Source organism: Providencia sp. PROV122 (genome assembly GCF_028482365.1).
Lineage (GTDB): Bacteria > Pseudomonadota > Gammaproteobacteria > Enterobacterales > Enterobacteriaceae > Providencia > Providencia stuartii.
This window is the reverse complement of the sequence record NZ_JAMPQI010000002.1, coordinates 1-18,300: the sequence shown is the minus strand read 5'-3', so window position 1 is coordinate 18,300 and position 18,300 is coordinate 1. Positions and strand designations below refer to the sequence as shown.

Below are 18,300 nucleotides of genomic sequence, written 5' to 3'. Positions count from 1 at the left end.
TAGGGATATTTGAAACATTGATTTAACATTTGTGACACAGGTAGAATATTTCGATATAAACAACTAATTTAAAAATAGAACAAAAACAAATTAAATCATAATATTATGTATTATTTTTATATTAATAATCACAATTTTAAAGTCATGCTTGATGTTAGAAATTTCAACACAAACAGCGACGATAAGAAGGGTGGTTTCGATGATTCATTAATAAGTTAAACAATTCTGCTTGAGAATTAATATCCAACTTTTGATAGATATTCTTACGATGGTTTTTTACTGTGCCTAAACTAATAAAGAGAGACTGCGCAATCTGCGGAGAGCCTTTACCTTCAAGGATCAGTTCCACTATTTCACACTCTCTTGGCGTTAAACCGAAACGAGTCTGCATATCTGCTAAGCGATAGTGGCTAGAAACATCATTTGGAGAAATTTCTTTATGCAGTTTTGCCATGCTACGAATAATTTCAAATGCTTCTTTTAAAGGTGCCTGTGTTGATTTTTCAGATAAAAACGGTTCATCTTCATTACCAAAAAAGATCCCTAACTGCCTATCTGCGGTGATTTCCAGTAGCAGCCCCGCTTCATCACACCAACCTGTTTTCCGGTAAAAATTGAGATAGTAATCCGTGTGATAAAAACCTTTTGGTGCTAGTTCTCTCAATGTCAGCACCTGGGAGCCTCCCCCTTTTTGTAACTCTTGGTAGAAAGGATCCATAAGGTAAGCCCCGCGTTGATAAATGCGGTTCACACTGTCACTGTTGCGCTTTTCAACTTTCGATAAAAAGCGTGGTGGGGCATCTTTTTCAAATGAATAAACAATGGCATTATCAAATGCAATAAATGATGATAGCCATGATAATAAATTAGGATAAAATTGGTTGGTTGCAACAGAATCAATCACATCAGGTAGTTTATCCAGATAGTTTTCCATTCTGCCTCCAAAGTCATTAACTTATTAATAAGCTATTTTCTCTCAGCGATAAAATCAGCTGCCAAAAGCTTATAAAAACCACATTATCCTAAGCAACTCAATCCAATTGTTATTAATATGTTAATCAAATCACACTCTCGTCCAAAAGTATTAATAATTTGTTACCAACTATTTATCACCATCCATATAAATCCGAGATGTATCACAGGAAATGTACACGCAATTTTTTAACCTTAATAACACGCTTAGATAGACTCAATTAGCAATGGATCCTATGGTTAAGCTCATTCCTTAATACATTCATGCTTAACCATTTTCCTGCCAACTTTAGGAGAGAAAAATGCCACAAAAGAAAATCATTTTAGACTGCGACCCCGGCCATGATGATGCAATGGCAATTCTATTGGCATTAGGGCATCCTGATATCGATGTGCTAGCAATTACTACTGTCGTCGGTAATCAAACGTTAGATAAAGTCACCCACAACGCTCAAGCCATCACTGAATTCGCTGGTGGAAAACAAATCCCTATTGCAGCAGGCTGTCCTCGCCCACTAATACGTAACATCCAAAATGCGGCAGAAGTACATGGTATAAGTGGCCTTGATGGCACCCATCTTCCTTCCCCTACACAGCCACTCGATAAGCGCCATGCCATTGATCTCATCATCGATACCCTAAAATCCCATCCACCTAAAACGGTCACACTCGTTCCTACTGCGGGGCTAACTAATATTGCCCTTGCTGTAAGAAAAGCGCCTGAGATCGTCGATTTAGTTAAAGAAGTGGTTTTAATGGGAGGAGGCTACCACACCGGAAATCGTTCTGCGGTCGCCGAATTCAATATTGCTATCGACCCAGAAGCTGCTCATATTGTGTTTAATGAACGCTGGCCACTCACCATGGTAGGCCTCGATTTAACACACCAAGCAAGGCCGACAGACAAAATTATGGCCGATATCGCCGCACTCAATACACCGATAAGCCAGTTTGTCGTGGACTCATTAAGTTACTACACTGCGGGATATCGCCAACGTAATGGAACCAATGAGCACGCCCCTGTGCATGACCCTTGCGCTGTTGCTTATGTTATTGATCCAACATTAATCACAACCCAAAAAGCGCCGGTAAATATTGAATTACAAGGGGCACTGACCACAGGGATGACTGTCACTGATTTCCGGCATCCGCCAGTTAGCGACTGCCATACGCAAGTTGCGACTCGATTGGATAATGCTAGATTGTGGGAATTGTTTATTGATTCATTGAAAAGATTACCTAATTAGGCCTTTTCAAAACAAGGGTAGCCAATGTTTCCATTCGCTACCCTTTAGCGATTATTTAGCGATAGCTTTCAACTTAGTGTAACGACGGATCAAACGCCATTTTAACTTGATCGTCGTCGCATGAGACCAGATCACATCCCAATAACCTTTCTCAAAAAACATGCGGGCGACATCTCGCTGTGTTTCCGGTGATTTAATGGCAAGTATGGCTTGAGTAATCCCAAGCCCTTCTTTACCGACCTGCCATAAACACGCTGGCGCCTGTTCAACCTGTTTCGGATAGCGCTTATAGATATCCAACAGCATATCAATGATTTTCAAATAGGTATTTATCTTACGAATAGACCGTTCATCCCCTTGCAAGGAGTGGGAAACCGACTGATTATGGATCAGATAATCGTAATATTGCTCATTAATAAATTGAACTCGCTTCGCCACCAGCAGTAATTCCGTAGTCCATGGAATATCTTGATGGTGCAATTTAGGTTCAAAGGAAAAGTTATGCTGGCGAATTAAATCCAAACGATAAAGATTCAACCAAGTCACATGTAAAAATTTACGTGAACTTAAACCAATTTCCAGCCATTCAGGGCCACTAATCACACCTGTTGATGGTACTTTATTGGGTGGAAAAATCGCTTTTGGTGCATCACCATTAGTGTAAATATATGTTCCGTTACAGGTGGCTACATCCAAATCTCCCGCCAACGCAATTTCTAACAAGCGACCATACATTTTAGGACTAATTTCGTCATCAATATCAGGGAAAGTGATATATTTCCCTCGCGCTTCTGCCATGCCGGTATTACGTGCGACAGAAACCCCCTGATTGTCTTGCGTTAATAATGTAAAGTGACTGAATTTATCTTGATACTGGCGGATCACCGCCTCACTGTTATCTTTTGAACCATCGTTTACGACGATTAATTCCCAATTACTCAGATTTTGCGCTAATAAGCTATCAAAAAAATGAGGAAGAAACTTTTCACCATTATAAACGGCAACGACAATACTCAAAACAGGTGCAGGAGACATGTATTAACCTTATTAAACCATTCATTCGAAAGCCACCTTCCTTGGTCACTTTCTGCTATTATTTTGTTCAAACGATACTTTTTAAAACTCATCTAAACACGGTAATTTAGATGATTAGAGAGAAAATATATATATTGGTTCCACTGTCATAAAAAATTCACAATTAAAAAGTGGAGCCTCCATCTCTTGGCTTACAGACATAGATTCCTTCTAAATCGGATTTATTTACCTACCGAAAGGTGAACTAATTATCGCAATATCAGCCTAATTAACATTAAACACACCTTAAATTAGACAAAAAGGATCACTCTGTGGCAGGAAGTAGCTTACTTGCTTTACTTGATGACATTGCAGCCGTATTAGATGACGTTTCTGTAATGACAAAAATGGCCGCGAAAAAAACCTCCGGTGTATTAGGTGACGATCTCGCCTTAAATGCCCAACAAGTCACAGGGGTTCGAGCAGAACGAGAAATCCCTGTGGTATGGGCCGTAGCAAAAGGCTCTTTTATCAATAAACTGATATTGGTTCCGCTCGCCTTATTGATCAGTGCCTTCATACCTTGGGCCGTGACGCCTTTACTGATGATTGGTGGGGCTTACCTGTGTTTTGAGGGCGCAGAAAAATTAATGCACAAATATCTCCATTCCGCCCAAGAACACCATGAAAAAAGGGAACAAAAAGCCGTCATGTCGCCGGAAGAGCTGGCGGCATTTGAGAAAAGCAAAATCAAAGGAGCAGTACGTACGGATTTTGTGTTATCCGCTGAAATTATTGCGATCACACTCGGTATCGTTTCTGCAACAACCTTTATGAACCAAGTTATTGTTCTTTCCATTATTGCGATTGTTATGACAATTGGGGTTTATGGGCTAGTGGCAGGTATTGTCAAACTGGATGATCTCGGATTCTATTTACAGAAAAAGGCTTCTGCTTGGTTAAGCAAATTAGGTACATGGCTTATTTACGCCACGCCTTACCTAATGAAAACCTTATCCGTTGTCGGCACAGCTGCCATGTTTATGGTCGGAGGCGGTATTCTGACTCATGGTATAACAACAGTCTATTATTGGATAGAAGAGTTAGCCCTAGCGCTATCATTAACACCTGCAATTGGTAAGGTAATGCAATTCATTACGCCTTCATTGGCAAACCTTATTTTTGGGTTAATCGTGGGCATTATACTCGTTTTGCTTATCACTTTAGCCAAACAAGTCAAAACACGTTTAAGCGCCTAAAGAAGCAAAAAACCCCATATCGATGATATGGGGTTGCTACATTAGCAATATTTGTTGTTTACACAAGAACACGAGCTGACCTTGCCTTCATTTGCAAGGCCATATTTTTAGTGACGATTTCTCACTAGCTGGTAACGGCGCGTAATATACTCTATTGGCGCACTCCAGATATGCACTAAACGGCAGAATGGGAATAACAAAAATAGCGTCATTCCTAAAACAAGGTGTAACTTAAAGACAATTCCAACTCCTTCGAGGTATTGTGACGCCCCCCAATGGAAGGTGACAACCGATTGTGCCCACCCTACCAATTTCAACATTTCACTACCATCCATATGCTGAGCAGAGAATGGAATAGTCAGTAACCCTAAACAGACCTGTATTACCAGTAAGGTTAAGATCATAATATCGCCAAAGGATGAAGTAGCTCTGACACGCGGATTCGTTAAGCGGCGCTTTAATAACATCGCTCCACCTATCAGTACCATTAGCCCACATACGCCCCCACCAATCATCGCCATCAATTGCTTAATATGCATTGGCAAGAAAGACTCATATACCCAATGCGGGGTTAACATACCGAAAAAATGCCCCAAAAAGACACCAATGATCCCGACATGGAACAAATTGGACGCTAAGCGCATATTCTTTTTATCAAGCATTTGGCTTGAACCAGCTCGCCAGCTATATTGCCCATAGTCATAACGTAACCAGCTACCGACAATAAACACAGTACCGGCAATGTAGGGGTAAATATCGAAGAAGAATTGATTGATAAAATTCATTTTTGAACTCCCGCATTATAGCCCGCATCAAGATCCAAATATTGAGGCACAACCGCGTTTGCAAAGCGATGTTGATGAGCCGTCACTTCACTCGCGCAACTTTTTTCATCGGTAAAGAATTTCACTTGCTCCTCTTCCCAAACAGCATCCAATGCCTCTGGCGTATCATCTCGTGCTTCCGCTGCGACTTGCCCACTCAATTGGCTAGTTTCGATAGCAGTCGCCGATAGCGTCAAAAGAAGGTCAAATAACACACCGAATCGGCTTTGGCGTTGTTTCAATCTTTCACCCAATAGCGCCAAAATTGGCGCAATATCGCTTAAGCCTTCACGGGTTTGGTCGGGGGTTAATACCGTTAAATATTCCAAATAAATCGGTAAATAGTCCGGTAATTCGCGGCAATCAATCTGCAATCCTTGCTGTTGATACTGCGCCATCAAATCAACCATTGCTTGCCCTCTATCACGAGACTCCCCATGCACATGTTCAAATAGCAACAAGGAAGTTGCGCGTCCTCTATCAAATAGCTCGCAATATTGTGCTTGCATGTCTAACAGATCTTCATCAAGGTATTCGCGCACAAACATCATCAGTTGAACGGCTTGGGTAAATGGCAACTCATTCGCTTGCTCTAGCGCCTCGATAAGCTCATCACGATGCTGCCATAACGCTTCACTTGGGTAGTCAAGTAAGCGCGAAATCACTTTCAACGACATCATAATGTTTTCTCCTGCGATGTTTTTGGTGTCACATCTATCGCATCGATACGGCGACTATTAAACAAATTCACCTTGCTATCGCTGCCATGACAGCCATCGCCAAAGCTAAAGCCACACGCTTTCGCTTCTGGGAAAGCTTCTCGCGCTAACTCACGATGGCTTGATGGGATCACAAAGCGGTCTTCGTAGTTCGCTATTGCCAAATAACGATACATCTCTTGTGCCTGAGCTTCTGTTAGACCAACTTGTTCTAGTGCACTGGTATCACATTGATTTTCTACTGTTTCAGCCCGTTTATAGTGACGCATCGCTAACATACGTTTTAGTGCAAGCAATACTGGCTCGACATCTCCAGCGGTTAATAAATTCGCTAGGTACTGTACTGGGATACGTAAACTTTCAACATCAGGTAAGACACCATTGCTCGCCAACATACCTGCATCCGCAACGGATTGGATGGGTGACAAAGGCGGCACATACCACACCATCGGTAAAGTTCGATACTCTGGGTGCAATGGCAATGCAAGCTTCCACTCCATCGCCATTTTATAAACAGGAGACTTTTGAGCAGCGTCGATCACACTCAGAGGGATCCCTTGTTTTTGTGCTTCTTCTATCACATGTGGATCATGTGGGTTAAGGAATACATCAAGTTGGCTTTGATATAGGTCGGTTTCTTTTTCTACACTCGCCGCTTGCTCAATCTTATCGGCATCGTATAGCAGCACGCCTAAATAACGGATGCGCCCAACACAGGTTTCAGAGCACACTGTCGGCATACCAGACTCAATGCGTGGATAGCAGAAAATACATTTTTCTGATTTACCACTTTTCCAATTGAAGTAAATTTTCTTGTATGGACAGCCTGTTAAGCACATCCGCCAACCACGACACTTATCTTGGTCAATCAAGACAATGCCATCTTCTGAACGTTTATAGATAGCACCACTCGGGCAAGTCGCTACACAAGCTGGGTTCAAACAGTGCTCACATAAGCGCGGCAAATACATCATGAATGTATTTTCAAATTGCCCATACATCTCTTTTTGAATATGCTCAAAGTTCTTATCGTGCGCGCGTTTGCTAAATTCGCCACCAAGATCATCTTCCCAATTTGGCCCCATATTGACATTGCTCATACGCTGCCCAGTAATTAATGAGCGTGGGCGAGCCGTTGGCACATGTTGCCCTTCTTTAGCATTTTTTAAATGACTGTAGTCATAATCAAATGGTTCATAGTAATCATCTAGAGCAGGAACATCTGGGTTAGCGAAGATCTTTGAAAGTACCCCGACTCGGTTGCCCATACGCGGCACTAATTTACCTTTGATATTACGGATCCAGCCGCCCTTCCATTTTTCCTGATCTTCCCAATTATGGGGATAACCGATACCTGGTTTCGTTTCGACGTTATTAAACCAAGCATATTCAACGCCTTCACGGCTGGTCCAGACATTCTTACAGGTCACTGAACAGGTATGACAACCAATACATTTGTCGAGGTTCAATACCATGCCGACTTGAGAACGAATTTTCATTATGCTTTCTCCTTTCCGCTCAGCGCCTGCTGATAGCCATCTTGCTCACCATCAAGCCAATCGACCTGCTTCATTTTACGTACCACCACAAATTCATCGCGGTTAGAGCCCACGGTGCCATAGTAGTTGAAGCTATATGCTAAATGCCCATAACCACCAATCATGTGGGTCGGTTTAGGGCAGACGCGGGTCACTGAGTTATGGATCCCGCCGCGCTGCGCCGTAATTTCGGAGCCTGGCAAATTAATCAAGCGTTCTTGCGCGTGATACATCATGATCATGCCATCAGGAATACGCTGGCTCACCACGGCTTTCGCGGTCAACGCCCCGTTGCTGTTGAAGGCTTCTACCCAATCGTTGTCTTCAATACCTAACTGGCGGGCATCTTCTTCACTTAACCAGACAATCGGTCCGCCTCGACCCAGCGTTAGCATCAGTAAATTGTCACTATATGTGGAGTGGATCCCCCATTTTTGATGCGGCGTTAAGAAGTTAAGCGCCTTTTCAGGGAAACCATTTGGCTTTTTCCCCATCAACGGTTGGGCCGCACGGGTATCAATAGGAGGACGATAAACCACAAGGCTTTCACCAAAAGCTCTCATCCACTCATGATCCTGATATAACTGTTGACGACCACTTAAGGTACGCCAAGGGATCATTTCATGAACATTGGTATAACAGGCATTGTAAGACACATGCTCATCTTCCAAGCCTGACCATGTGGGGCTAGAGATGATTTTACGTGGCTGCGCAACAATGTCGCGGAAACGGATTTTTTCATCCTCTTTATAGCGTGCTAAATGGGTATGATCACGGCCTGTGACTTTACCTAAAGCATCCCACGCTTTCACTGCCACCTGCCCGTTGGTTTCTGGTGCTAACGTTAAGATAACTTCCGCAGCATCAATAGCAGTTTCAATCTTCGGCCGTCCTTGGTTAACGCCACTAGGTTGGGTTTTATTCAGTTTTTTCAGGAAGTCTATTTCATCTTGCGTATTCCAACTGATCCCTTTACCGCCATTACCGAGCTTATCCATCAAAGGACCAAGTGAGGTATAACGTGCATAGGTCGATGGATAATCACGCTCAACCGTCATAATGTGCGGTGCCGTTTTCCCTGGGATCAGTTCACATTGGCCTTTTTTCCAATCACGCACATCGAAAGGTTGCCCCATTTCAGCGGCACTGTCGTGCTGGATTGGCAGCGTAACAACGTCGGTTTCTTTCCCGAGGTGACCTACGCTGACTTCTGAGAATGCTTTAGCAATCCCTTTATAAATTTCCCAATCGCTTTTCGATTCCCAAGCAGGATCAACCGCCGCAGACAATGGATGAATAAATGGATGCATATCCGAAGTATTCATATCGTCTTTTTCATACCACGTTGCGGTTGGTAGAACCACGTCCGAGAACAAACAGGTACTCGACATTCTAAAGTCGAGGGTTACGACTAAGTCGACTTTTCCTTCTGCCGCTTTATCTGCCCATTCAACCTCTTCAGGCTTCACTTCTCCTTGTTGTCCTAAATCAAGCCCCTGAATACCATTTTCAGTACCTAATAGGTATTTCAATAAATATTCATGGCCTTTACCGGCTGAGCCAAGTAGGTTCGAACGCCAAATAAATAGGTTACGCGGAAAGTTTTGTGGGCTATCGGGTTGCTCCGCAGCAAAGCGAATATTCCCTTCTTTCAATTGGTTAACCGTGTAATCTACCGCCGACATACCTGCACTTTCGGCTTGTTTAGCAATCGTAATAGGGTTAACGTTTAATTGTGGTGCGGAAGGTAACCATCCCATGCGCTCTGCGCGCACATTCATATCAATAAGAGAGCCGCTAAATGCTTTTTTATCGGCTAATGGGGATAATAGCTCTTCCGTCTTGACTGTTTCATAGCGCCATTGGCTTGAATGATTGTAGAAAAATGAGGTGCTATTCATATGGCGCGGTGGACGTTGCCAATCTAAGCCAAAAGCAAGAGGCAGCCAACCCGTTTGTGGACGTAATTTTTCTTGTCCGACATAGTGTGACCAACCACCACCACTTTGTCCTATACAGCCACAGAACACTAACATATTAATAATAGCGCGATAGGTCATATCCATGTGATACCAGTGGTTGATACCTGCACCAACAATCACCATAGAGCGTCCATGCGTTTTTTCTGCCGTATCCGCAAATTCCCGTGCAATCCGGATGATATTTTGACGGCTAACCCCCGTCACTTTCTCCGCCCATGCGGGGGAGTATGCCTTCATATCATCGTAATCTGCGGCACAATTCTCATCGCCTAAACCACGTTCAATACCATAGTTCGCGAGTATCAAATCATAAACAGTGGTCACCAAAGCGTCGCTACCATCCGCCAATTGAATACGTTTTACGGGCAGTTTATGTAACAGCACGTCTTTAAGCTCAACATTTTGGAAATGTTCGCTTTCTAAGCCGCCAAAGTAAGGGAAACCAACCTCGACAACCTCATCGCATCCATCCAAGAGGCTAAGCTGCATTTTGAACTCTTGCCCATCATCCGCTTTACGAGGCTCGAGGTTCCATTTGCGACTATTATCCCAGCGGAACCCCATTGAACCTTGAGGAACACATAACGCCCCTGTTGCTTCATCAATAGCAATGGTTTTCCACTCAGCATTTTTCTCTTCGCCCAGAGAATCAACCAAATCGGCGGCTCGTAACATTCTACCGCCAGCATATGTTCCGTCTTCACGTTTATCCAACATAACCAACATTGGCATATCGGAGTAAGTACGTACATACTCACGAAAATACTCAGCTTGGCGTTCGATATGGAATTCTTTAAGGATCACATGCCCCATCGCCATCGCCATTGCACTGTCTGTACCCTGTTTAGGATTCAACCAGTGGTCACACAATTTAGCTATTTCGGCATAATCAGGTGTGACTGCGACCGTTTTCGTACCTTTGTAACGTACTTCAGCAAAGAAATGCGCATCCGGAGTACGCGTTTGAGGCACATTAGAACCCCATGCAATGATATAGGAGGAGTTATACCAATCCGCCGATTCTGGTACATCCGTTTGTTCACCCCAAGTCATCGGTGAAGATGGCGGTAAATCACAATACCAATCGTAGAAACTGAGGCAAACACCACCAATCAGCGATAAATATCTTGCTCCTGAAGCATAAGAAACCATCGACATTGCGGGTATTGGAGAGAAACCAATAATACGGTCAGGGCCAAACTCTTTAATCGTTGTGACATTAGCTGCGGCTATCAGCTCATTTACTTCCTGCCAGCTTGAGCGTACAAAGCCGCCGCGCCCACGAGCTTGCTTATAGCTTTGTGCTTTTTGTGGATCATTGATAATAGAAAACCAAGCCTTTACAGGATCTTGATGTTCTGCTTTCGCTTCACGCCATAATTTTAGTAAGCGCTTACGAACCATTGGATATTTCACCCGATTAGCGCTGTAAAGATACCATGAGTAACTCGCTCCACGCGGGCAGCCTCTTGGTTCATGATCAGGTAGGTCAGGGCGTGTACGTGGGTAATCTGTTTGTTGCGTTTCCCATGTTACCAAACCATTTTTGACATATATCTTCCAACTACATGACCCTGTACAGTTTACGCCATGTGTCGAGCGCACAATTTTATCGTGCTGCCAACGGCTACGATAACCATTTTCCCAATCACGATTGACGTTCAACTCTTGTCCGTGATCGCCTGAAAAAGTCTCGCCAAGCTGTTTGAAATAACGAAATCGGTCTAAAAATTTGCTCATTCGGATTGCCTCCAAAGAGACGCCGACAGGCGTCATACATTGCTTAAATCGTATTTATTGGTTGTTATTATTTGTGCTTACGCCCATAAACTAACCATGTGATAAACACACAAGAGACATAGAACACGAAGAAAACTTTCATCGCACCAGCGGGTGAACCTGTCAGTGTTAAAGAGGTTCCAAATGCTTTTGGAATAAAAAACCCACCGATTGCCCCAATAGCGGAAATAAAACCTAATGCTGCCGCGCTCTCTGTCACCGCTTGTTTTTGTGCATCTTGTTCTGAAGCCCCAAGAGACAAGGCGCGATCAATAGTTAGCTTGCGAAAAACAACTGCGATCATTTGGAATGTTGAGCCACTACCTAATCCCGCCGTTAAAAACAGCACCATAAATACCGCGTAAAACGCGATGAAGGAACCGCCTTGACCTTGAGTTGGTAGTGTGAAGAACAGCAATCCAGAGAAAATAGCCATCACAATAAAGTTAATCATCGTCACTTTTACGCCGCCAAAGCGATCAGACAGCATGCCTCCGGCAGGGCGGGCAAGTGCGCCGAGTAATGGCCCAAAAAAGGCGAACTTTAAGATGATGACGTCAGGAAATTGCGTCTTAGACAGCATCGCAAACCCTGCAGAAAAGCCAATGAAAGACCCAAAGGTCGCAAGATAAAGAAAACTTAAGATCCAAAGATGGGCTCTTTTGAGTACAGGAAGTTGTGCTGTTAACGATGCTCTGTTAGCTGCCAAATCATTCATGCCAAACCAAGCCATCACGGTGAAAAATAATAAGAAAGGTACCCAAATCCATGCAGCATTTTCTAGCCATAACACAGAGCCATCAGCCTGTGGTGTGCCAGCTCCCCCCATAAAAGAGAATACGCCAACACCAACAATAAATGGCGCAACTAACTGCATTACGCTCACCCCTAAATTACCAAGGCCACCATTTAGCCCAAGCGCTCCTCCTTGACGTGATTTAGGGAAGAAGAAACTGATATTTGCCATACTGGACGCAAAATTGGCCCCAGCGAAACCACATAGCAACGAAATAATGACAAAAACACTATAAGGTGTTGTTGGATTTTGAACAGCAAACCCTAACCAAATACAGGGAATAACAAGAAAAACAGTACTAATTGCAGTCCAACGACGGCCACCAAAAATAGGAATAACAAATGAATACGGTACTCGTAAAAGTGCACCCGAAACTGAGGGTAGCGCTGTTAATAAAAATAGTTGGTCAGTTGTGAAATTAAATCCTACTTTATTTAAATTAACGGCAACTGCACTAAATAACATCCAGACACAGAATGCGAGTAACAAACATGGTACAGAGATCCACAAATTGCGATTTGCAATGCGCTGCCCTGTTGTTTGCCAAAACTGAGTATCTTCAGGGCGCCAATCCTGAATAATCGCTCCAGATTGTTTTGTCCGTGTATTTAAACTTTCTCGTTGAGACATAACTCACCCCAATAAATAGCATTTATGAGGTCAGTTTGTGTTCATTTAGGAACAACTAGCCTGATCTAAATCAAGAGATATTCAAGTTAGGTTTTGCACACTATATAAACAACCTACTAGAGGGGTACAAGGGGTATATTTAGCTAACCCTATAAATATTCAAAATAAAAATAGATTTATTTAAATTACTTTTATCCTGATATTTACGCTATCCTATAGATAAGAAATTTAGGGTTAACCCTGAAGTAGTATATTTAAATTTAAGCAATCTCTGAACAATATAACCATCATAAAAAAGAAAAAGTAGATTGCGAGGTCATTTTGAAGGAAATGAATATGCCGGTATTTCACCGTCGATTTTCAATTATTAATCAAGTTATCGGATTGATGTTGCTTATAGCCATCCTTGGTATTATCGGAATGACGATTTCAAATCGTATGATAATCAGTGTGCAAGGTAACGCTCATGCGATTAATAAATCCGGTTCACTTCGAATGCAAAGCTACCGGCTGCTTTCTTTAATTCCTTTAAATGACCATACCAAAGAGTACCTTGATATACTAGAAAATGATTTATCCAGCCTAGAATTAACTCAAGTTGTTAAAGCTGAAGATCTCACTGAAAAATTCTCCGAATTACACACATTTTGGTTAAAAACCTTACGCCCTGCACTCTCTGAAGCCAATTCTGCCAGCGATGCGCGGTATGAAGTGATCTCTTTTGTCAATATGTTGGATGAACTCGTTCATGATATTGACGAAAAAACAGAACGAAAAATCGCATATGTCGCCATGACACAAATGATCTTTATTGGCTTAGTCTTTTTGTTATTAATGGTCACGATTTGGCACCTTAGACGTAAAATTTATTATCCATGGATGAAACTCCTCTCTATGGCTCATGCGATTGGGCAAAAAGATTTTAGCCAACGATACCCTAATAATAACAAACAAGATGAGTTAAATACTTTAGGGCTAACCTTGAATCAAATGTCTGATGAGTTAGCACAAAGTTATCATCAGCTCGAATCGAGAGTAGCGGAAAAAACGGCCGATCTTCGCAACAAGAACCGTGTACTTTCTTATCTTTATCAATCAAATCAGATACTACATTCAACTGAGCCGCTCGATTTACGATTACAAAAAGTCCTTGGCGAACTCAAAAATATCACAAGTTTAAAAAACTTGAGTTTAAAGCTCTACGAAGATAGCAATGAAAAATACTTTCATGAAATTTGTTGTACTTCAAATGATCCGCTATCCGAAGATCCGTCATTTATTCCCAAAGATATTGTTCATCATCCCAAAACATTATTATGGGAGCTATCCGATAATATGCACCGTTATGGTGTCATTTCTGCGGAAATTGAGAACAATGAAGATATTTCTGAGGAACAAAATAACTTGGTTCTTATGCTAGTAAAACAAATTTCAGGCATGCTAGCGATGGAACATCAAATAGAGCAACAGCAACAATTACTCATTATGGATGAACGCTCTGCTATCGCAAGAGAGCTACACGATTCGATCGCCCAATCGCTGTCTTGTCTAAAAATGCAAATTAGCTATTTACAAATGCAACCAGAATCTTTGCCAGATAAACACCAACAATTGCTCAGTGAAATGCGAGGTGAAATTAACACTGCCTATAGTCAGCTTAGAGAGTTACTCACCACGTTTCGATTAAAGTTAATGGAGCCTGGACTACTTCCGTCATTGGAAAGCACAATTAACGAATTTAGTCAGAAGATGGGATTTAAGATTTTATTGAATTACCATATTCCAGCGAAAAGCATTTCACCCCATCAATCGATTCATATCATACAGATAATCCGAGAAGCGCTGAGCAATATTCTGAAGCATGCTCACGCCAATTGGGCACAAGTTACTCTTCAACAAGATTCCGGTGTTGTCACAATTACAATCGAAGATAATGGCGAAGGTATTGCCCCTACACCAAGCAAACAAAACCACTATGGTTTAATTATTATGAGAGAGCGAGCGCTTAGCCTTAATGGTGAGTGTGAAATCATTCCGAGAGCGCAAGGTGGAACAAAAGTGCAAGTCACCTTTTCTTTACCTGTTACTTAATCATTTTGGAGCAAAGCAATTCATGGGAAACACAAATATAATGAGCGAAAAATCCACGATTTTATTGATTGATGATCATCCGATGCTAAGAAATGGCGTCAAACAATTAATCAGTCTTGAGCCATCATTACTCGTGATAGGTGAAGCCGGTGATGGCGCTACAGGTATAAAAATTGCTGAAGAACAAGATCCAGACCTTATCCTTCTTGATCTCAATATGCCAGGTATGAATGGTTTTGAAACCCTAGATGAGCTTAGAAAACGGGAATTATCTGGCAGGATCATTCTTTTCACCGTTTCTAATTACGGTGAAGACCTTGTTAGCGCCCTCAAACGCGGAGCGGATGGTTATCTATTGAAAGATATGGAGCCAGAAGAGCTGATTGTCGCTCTTAAAGAAGCCGCCAGTGGCAAAATGGTGGTTAGCCCAGCGTTGACTTCCGTGTTGGCAGAATCACTGAGAGACAATCGACCACAAACCGAAAATAATCTTCTATCTTTAACGCCTAGAGAAACCAATATCTTAGAGCTTATTGCACAAGGGCTATCAAATAAAATGATTGCTCGCAAACTCGATATCGCAGAAAGTACAGTCAAAGTTCATGTGAAGCACCTCTTGAAAAAATTGAATCTAAAATCTCGTGTCGAGGCCGCTGTATGGGTGCTACAACAAAAATAGTCGCTATTTAATGTGCATAACAACGTACCTACGTTCCCCATAATTGCTAAGCAAACCAATTGAGTCTAAAAAATCCCCCTAGTCACATAGCTAATATGTGATTAGGGTCGTTATAAATAGCGTTTATCAATGAAAAAGCTCAAATCTACAAGTAACACGAATTGAACTATAATATGATAAACTAATGAAATAATTAATACGGAAGATTAAATCAAATGGAAGAAAAGATCATTCTTGTTGATAGACAAGATAACCCTATAGGCACTATGCCTAAACTATTAGCCCATCAACAGGGAAGATTACACCGCGCATTCTCGGTTTTTATTTTTAATACCAAGGGAGAATTACTTATTCAACAGCGTGCTGCTCATAAATACCACTCTGCGGGTCAATGGGCAAATAGCTGCTGTAGCCATCCTCGCCCTAACGAAGATACATTAGCGGCAGCTAAACGTCGATTAATGGAAGAGCTTGGTTTTACTACCGAAATTTCATTAGTTGGCCACTTTGTTTATCATGCAGAAGTCAATGGCGGCTTAATTGAACATGAATATGACCACCTCTTTATTGGTTATTATGATGGCGCCGTAACCCCTAATCGTGATGAAGTTTCTGCCATTCGCTGGGTATTACCTTCAGACTTACAAACAGAAATCAAAAATACCCCTGACCAATTTACGCCTTGGTTTAAATTAATTATTAATAAATATCCGTTACTGCAATTTAAGTAATTTATATTTAATTATATATAAATTTTATTTCTAATGAGTAATAAATTTATCTGCTATCAATCCCCCTCAGTTTATTTTTTATTAGCATTAATAAATTCTATAATAAAGAACTGGGGCTGATAACGTTTATTTAATTGGCTTACTGATTTTAATCTTAGCTCTATCTTTTAAAGGGCATAGAGTAATAAAAATGAATACAGATATAATATTTCCCTCATCATCTATCCGTACGTAATTGGGATTGATTGGCGCTAGCGTCAGGCTGAGTGGATATTGCATACCGCTGGGAATAGTCTAAGTGAGTAGCGATAAGGCATTTTTTAATATTCTCAGTACCTACAGAGCCGTCTAAGTAACAGGAGGGTTACTTTAATATCTTCAATAACCATAGAAACAGCCTAAGTAACAATAGGTTTGCTTTAATATCCTCAATAACCATAGAAACAGCCTAAGTAACAAGAAGTTACTTTAATACATCAATAACCACAGAAACAGCCTAAGTAACAATGGGTTACTTTAACATCCTCAATAACCACAGAAACAGCCTAAGTAACAAGAAGTTACTTTAATACATCAATAACCACAGAAACAGCCTAAGTAACAAGGGAGTGCTTTAATATCCTCAATAACCATAGAAACAGCCTAAGTAACAAGAAGTTACTTTAATACATCAATAACCACAGAAACAGCTTAAGTAACAATGGGTTACTTTAACATCCTCAATAACCATAGAAACAGCTTAAGTAACAACGGGTTACTTTAACATCCTCAATAACACAAAAATAATCTAAATTATAAGATATGTATTACAGATCTTAGATACATTCAAAAGAATAAAAGCAGAACGTTACTCAAGCGCCTCGCTCATTAGTATAATTAAAGCTTAGTAATAAGGTTGATACTCTCAATACCGGACCACACAAACCTGTGAGCTGTTACTTACTACTTTATATCCACTCAACCTATTCGCCCTATCAATGCTCAGCAAAGAGATTAGTGAGTTATAAACCCCTTGCTAATAATTCATTAACTCATCGAAATAAATAGCTTAGTAACTAACCTGATATCCTGATTAATACCGAAACACATAAACCTGTGAGCTGTTACTCACTACTTTATATTTGCCAAACCTATTCACCTTATCAATACCCAGCAAAGAGATTAGTGAGTTATAAATCCCTTACTAATAATTCATTAACTCATTGAAATAAATAGTTTAGCAACTAACTTGATATCCTGATTAATACCGAAACACATAAACCTGTGAGCTGTTACTTACTACTTTATATTTGCCAAACCTATTCGCTTTATCAATACCCATAAAAAGAAGCAGTAAGTGATAAGTTTTTACTAATCCCCCCTAATCCATTGGGATAGATAATAATTAATAACAAATTTGATACCCTCAATACCTGAACACACAAACCTGTGAGCTGTTACTCACTACTTTATATTTACTCAATCTATTCAATGACCAAATAATTTTGTTTAAAGCAGGGCATTATCACTGAAGCTTTAATTCCCCCCTTTAATTAACGCATCAATCATCCTATCAATAACGGTTCATGTAGTGTGCCAAACTCGGTATAGCTGTGCTGTAGAGGGAGAATAACAACCATATTTATGGTTATAGCTAATCAGGGGGAGATATGCGCTGAGATAAAAAGTGGTTAATAAAGTATGAGATGGGGTTTGGGGTTTGGGGTTTGGGGTTTGGGGTTTGGGGTTTGGGGTTTGGGGTTTGGGGTTTGGGGTTTGGGGTTTGGGGTTTGGGGTTTAATTTTATAATATCGATAATAACGACCATCAAAACAATGTATCAGCCACCATACCGTGTTTTATGGGATGCGGTGATTTAAATCGTGTGTGGCTGCCTATTCTTGCTAGGCTAAACTTCCCCCCACTATGTAAACAAAACTAAAAGTACAGGCGACTGAATTTGCCAAAAGCAGTAAAACTGAAGGGGGGCGTGATGTTCGCAACGGCCTCTCACCGTGAGGCCGCTACCACAAAGTAAGAGATTAAACTTTATCTTCTCC

General features: G+C 41.3%; 12 protein-coding genes. 5 read left to right on the top strand and 7 right to left on the bottom strand.

Translation table 11 applies throughout. The features are described 5' to 3' along the window. Window positions 1-163: 163 nt before the first annotated feature. Window positions 164-934, bottom strand: coding sequence for a helix-turn-helix transcriptional regulator (locus PSE69_RS01735; RefSeq protein WP_014656847.1), 771 nt, complete (start codon window positions 932-934; stop codon window positions 164-166). Between the two features lie 340 nt (window positions 935-1,274). On the opposite strand from PSE69_RS01735, the gene uriH reads away from it, so the two are divergent. After that, entirely contained in the window at window positions 1,275-2,219 is a 945-nt protein-coding gene (gene uriH / locus PSE69_RS01730; protein ID WP_121875223.1) for a uridine-preferring nucleoside hydrolase UriH, read from the top strand. Between the two features lie 51 nt (window positions 2,220-2,270). Here uriH and PSE69_RS01725 read toward each other — a convergent pair whose 3' ends face one another. Next, complete coding sequence (locus PSE69_RS01725) at window positions 2,271-3,254, bottom strand: glycosyltransferase (protein ID WP_004926519.1); 984 nt, start codon at window positions 3,252-3,254, stop codon at window positions 2,271-2,273. Between the two features lie 311 nt (window positions 3,255-3,565). Here PSE69_RS01725 and PSE69_RS01720 point away from each other — a divergent pair, with 311 nt between their 5' ends. Then, window positions 3,566-4,492, top strand: coding sequence for a DUF808 domain-containing protein (locus tag PSE69_RS01720; protein ID WP_004926518.1), 927 nt, complete (start codon window positions 3,566-3,568; stop codon window positions 4,490-4,492). Window positions 4,493-4,599: 107 nt separating this feature from the next. Here the strand turns inward: PSE69_RS01720 and narI are convergent, their stop codons facing one another. The 5 genes from narI to PSE69_RS01695 all read right to left on the bottom strand — a co-directional run bounded on the left by narI (window position 4,600) and on the right by PSE69_RS01695 (window position 12,760). After that, complete coding sequence (gene narI, locus PSE69_RS01715; protein ID WP_004926515.1) at window positions 4,600-5,277, bottom strand: respiratory nitrate reductase subunit gamma; 678 nt, start codon at window positions 5,275-5,277, stop codon at window positions 4,600-4,602. Beyond that, entirely contained in the window at window positions 5,274-5,996 is a 723-nt protein-coding gene (narJ, locus tag PSE69_RS01710) for a nitrate reductase molybdenum cofactor assembly chaperone (protein ID WP_040132754.1), read from the bottom strand. The genes narI and narJ overlap by 4 nt, the downstream gene beginning before the upstream one ends. Further along, window positions 5,993-7,534, bottom strand: a complete 1,542-nt coding sequence (gene narH, locus PSE69_RS01705) for a nitrate reductase subunit beta (RefSeq protein WP_004926510.1) — start codon at window positions 7,532-7,534, stop codon at window positions 5,993-5,995. Before narH ends, narJ begins: the two co-directional genes overlap by 4 nt. Further along, window positions 7,534-11,295, bottom strand: coding sequence for a nitrate reductase subunit alpha (locus PSE69_RS01700; protein WP_014656850.1), 3,762 nt, complete (start codon window positions 11,293-11,295; stop codon window positions 7,534-7,536). The genes narH and PSE69_RS01700 overlap by 1 nt, the downstream gene beginning before the upstream one ends. Window positions 11,296-11,362: 67 nt before the next feature. Next, window positions 11,363-12,760, bottom strand: coding sequence for a NarK family nitrate/nitrite MFS transporter (locus PSE69_RS01695; protein ID WP_040132752.1), 1,398 nt, complete (start codon window positions 12,758-12,760; stop codon window positions 11,363-11,365). Between the two features lie 336 nt (window positions 12,761-13,096). On the opposite strand from PSE69_RS01695, the gene narX reads away from it, so the two are divergent. The 3 genes from narX to idi all read left to right on the top strand — a co-directional run bounded on the left by narX (window position 13,097) and on the right by idi (window position 16,261). Continuing rightward, the gene (gene narX / locus PSE69_RS01690; protein ID WP_014656852.1) at window positions 13,097-14,851 is read left to right on the top strand and encodes a nitrate/nitrite two-component system sensor histidine kinase NarX; all 1,755 of its coding nucleotides are present in this window, start codon (window positions 13,097-13,099) and stop codon (window positions 14,849-14,851) included. A gap of 40 nt (window positions 14,852-14,891) precedes the next feature. Beyond that, a complete protein-coding gene (gene narL / locus PSE69_RS01685; RefSeq protein WP_014656853.1) occupies window positions 14,892-15,530 on the top strand; it encodes a two-component system response regulator NarL in 639 nt (212 codons plus the stop codon). Between the two features lie 215 nt (window positions 15,531-15,745). After that, a complete protein-coding gene (gene idi / locus PSE69_RS01680) occupies window positions 15,746-16,261 on the top strand; it encodes an isopentenyl-diphosphate Delta-isomerase (RefSeq protein ID WP_004923075.1) in 516 nt (171 codons plus the stop codon). Window positions 16,262-18,300: the final 2,039 nt, after the last annotated feature.

What these genes read in the sequence shown, in the direction of transcription:
- narX (WP_014656852.1), top strand. Translation starts at nt 13,097, where the DNA reads ATGCCGGTATTTCACCGTCGATTTTCAATTATTAATCAAGTTATCGGA.
- PSE69_RS01695 (WP_040132752.1), bottom strand. Translation starts at nt 12,760, where the DNA reads ATGTCTCAACGAGAAAGTTTAAATACACGGACAAAACAATCTGGAGCG.
- uriH (WP_121875223.1), top strand. Translation starts at nt 1,275, where the DNA reads ATGCCACAAAAGAAAATCATTTTAGACTGCGACCCCGGCCATGATGAT.
- PSE69_RS01700 (WP_014656850.1), bottom strand. Translation starts at nt 11,295, where the DNA reads ATGAGCAAATTTTTAGACCGATTTCGTTATTTCAAACAGCTTGGCGAG.
- narI (WP_004926515.1), bottom strand. Translation starts at nt 5,277, where the DNA reads ATGAATTTTATCAATCAATTCTTCTTCGATATTTACCCCTACATTGCC.
- PSE69_RS01735 (WP_014656847.1), bottom strand. Translation starts at nt 934, where the DNA reads ATGGAAAACTATCTGGATAAACTACCTGATGTGATTGATTCTGTTGCA.
- PSE69_RS01725 (WP_004926519.1), bottom strand. Translation starts at nt 3,254, where the DNA reads ATGTCTCCTGCACCTGTTTTGAGTATTGTCGTTGCCGTTTATAATGGT.
- narL (WP_014656853.1), top strand. Translation starts at nt 14,892, where the DNA reads ATGAGCGAAAAATCCACGATTTTATTGATTGATGATCATCCGATGCTA.
- idi (WP_004923075.1), top strand. Translation starts at nt 15,746, where the DNA reads ATGGAAGAAAAGATCATTCTTGTTGATAGACAAGATAACCCTATAGGC.
- narJ (WP_040132754.1), bottom strand. Translation starts at nt 5,996, where the DNA reads ATGATGTCGTTGAAAGTGATTTCGCGCTTACTTGACTACCCAAGTGAA.
- narH (WP_004926510.1), bottom strand. Translation starts at nt 7,534, where the DNA reads ATGAAAATTCGTTCTCAAGTCGGCATGGTATTGAACCTCGACAAATGT.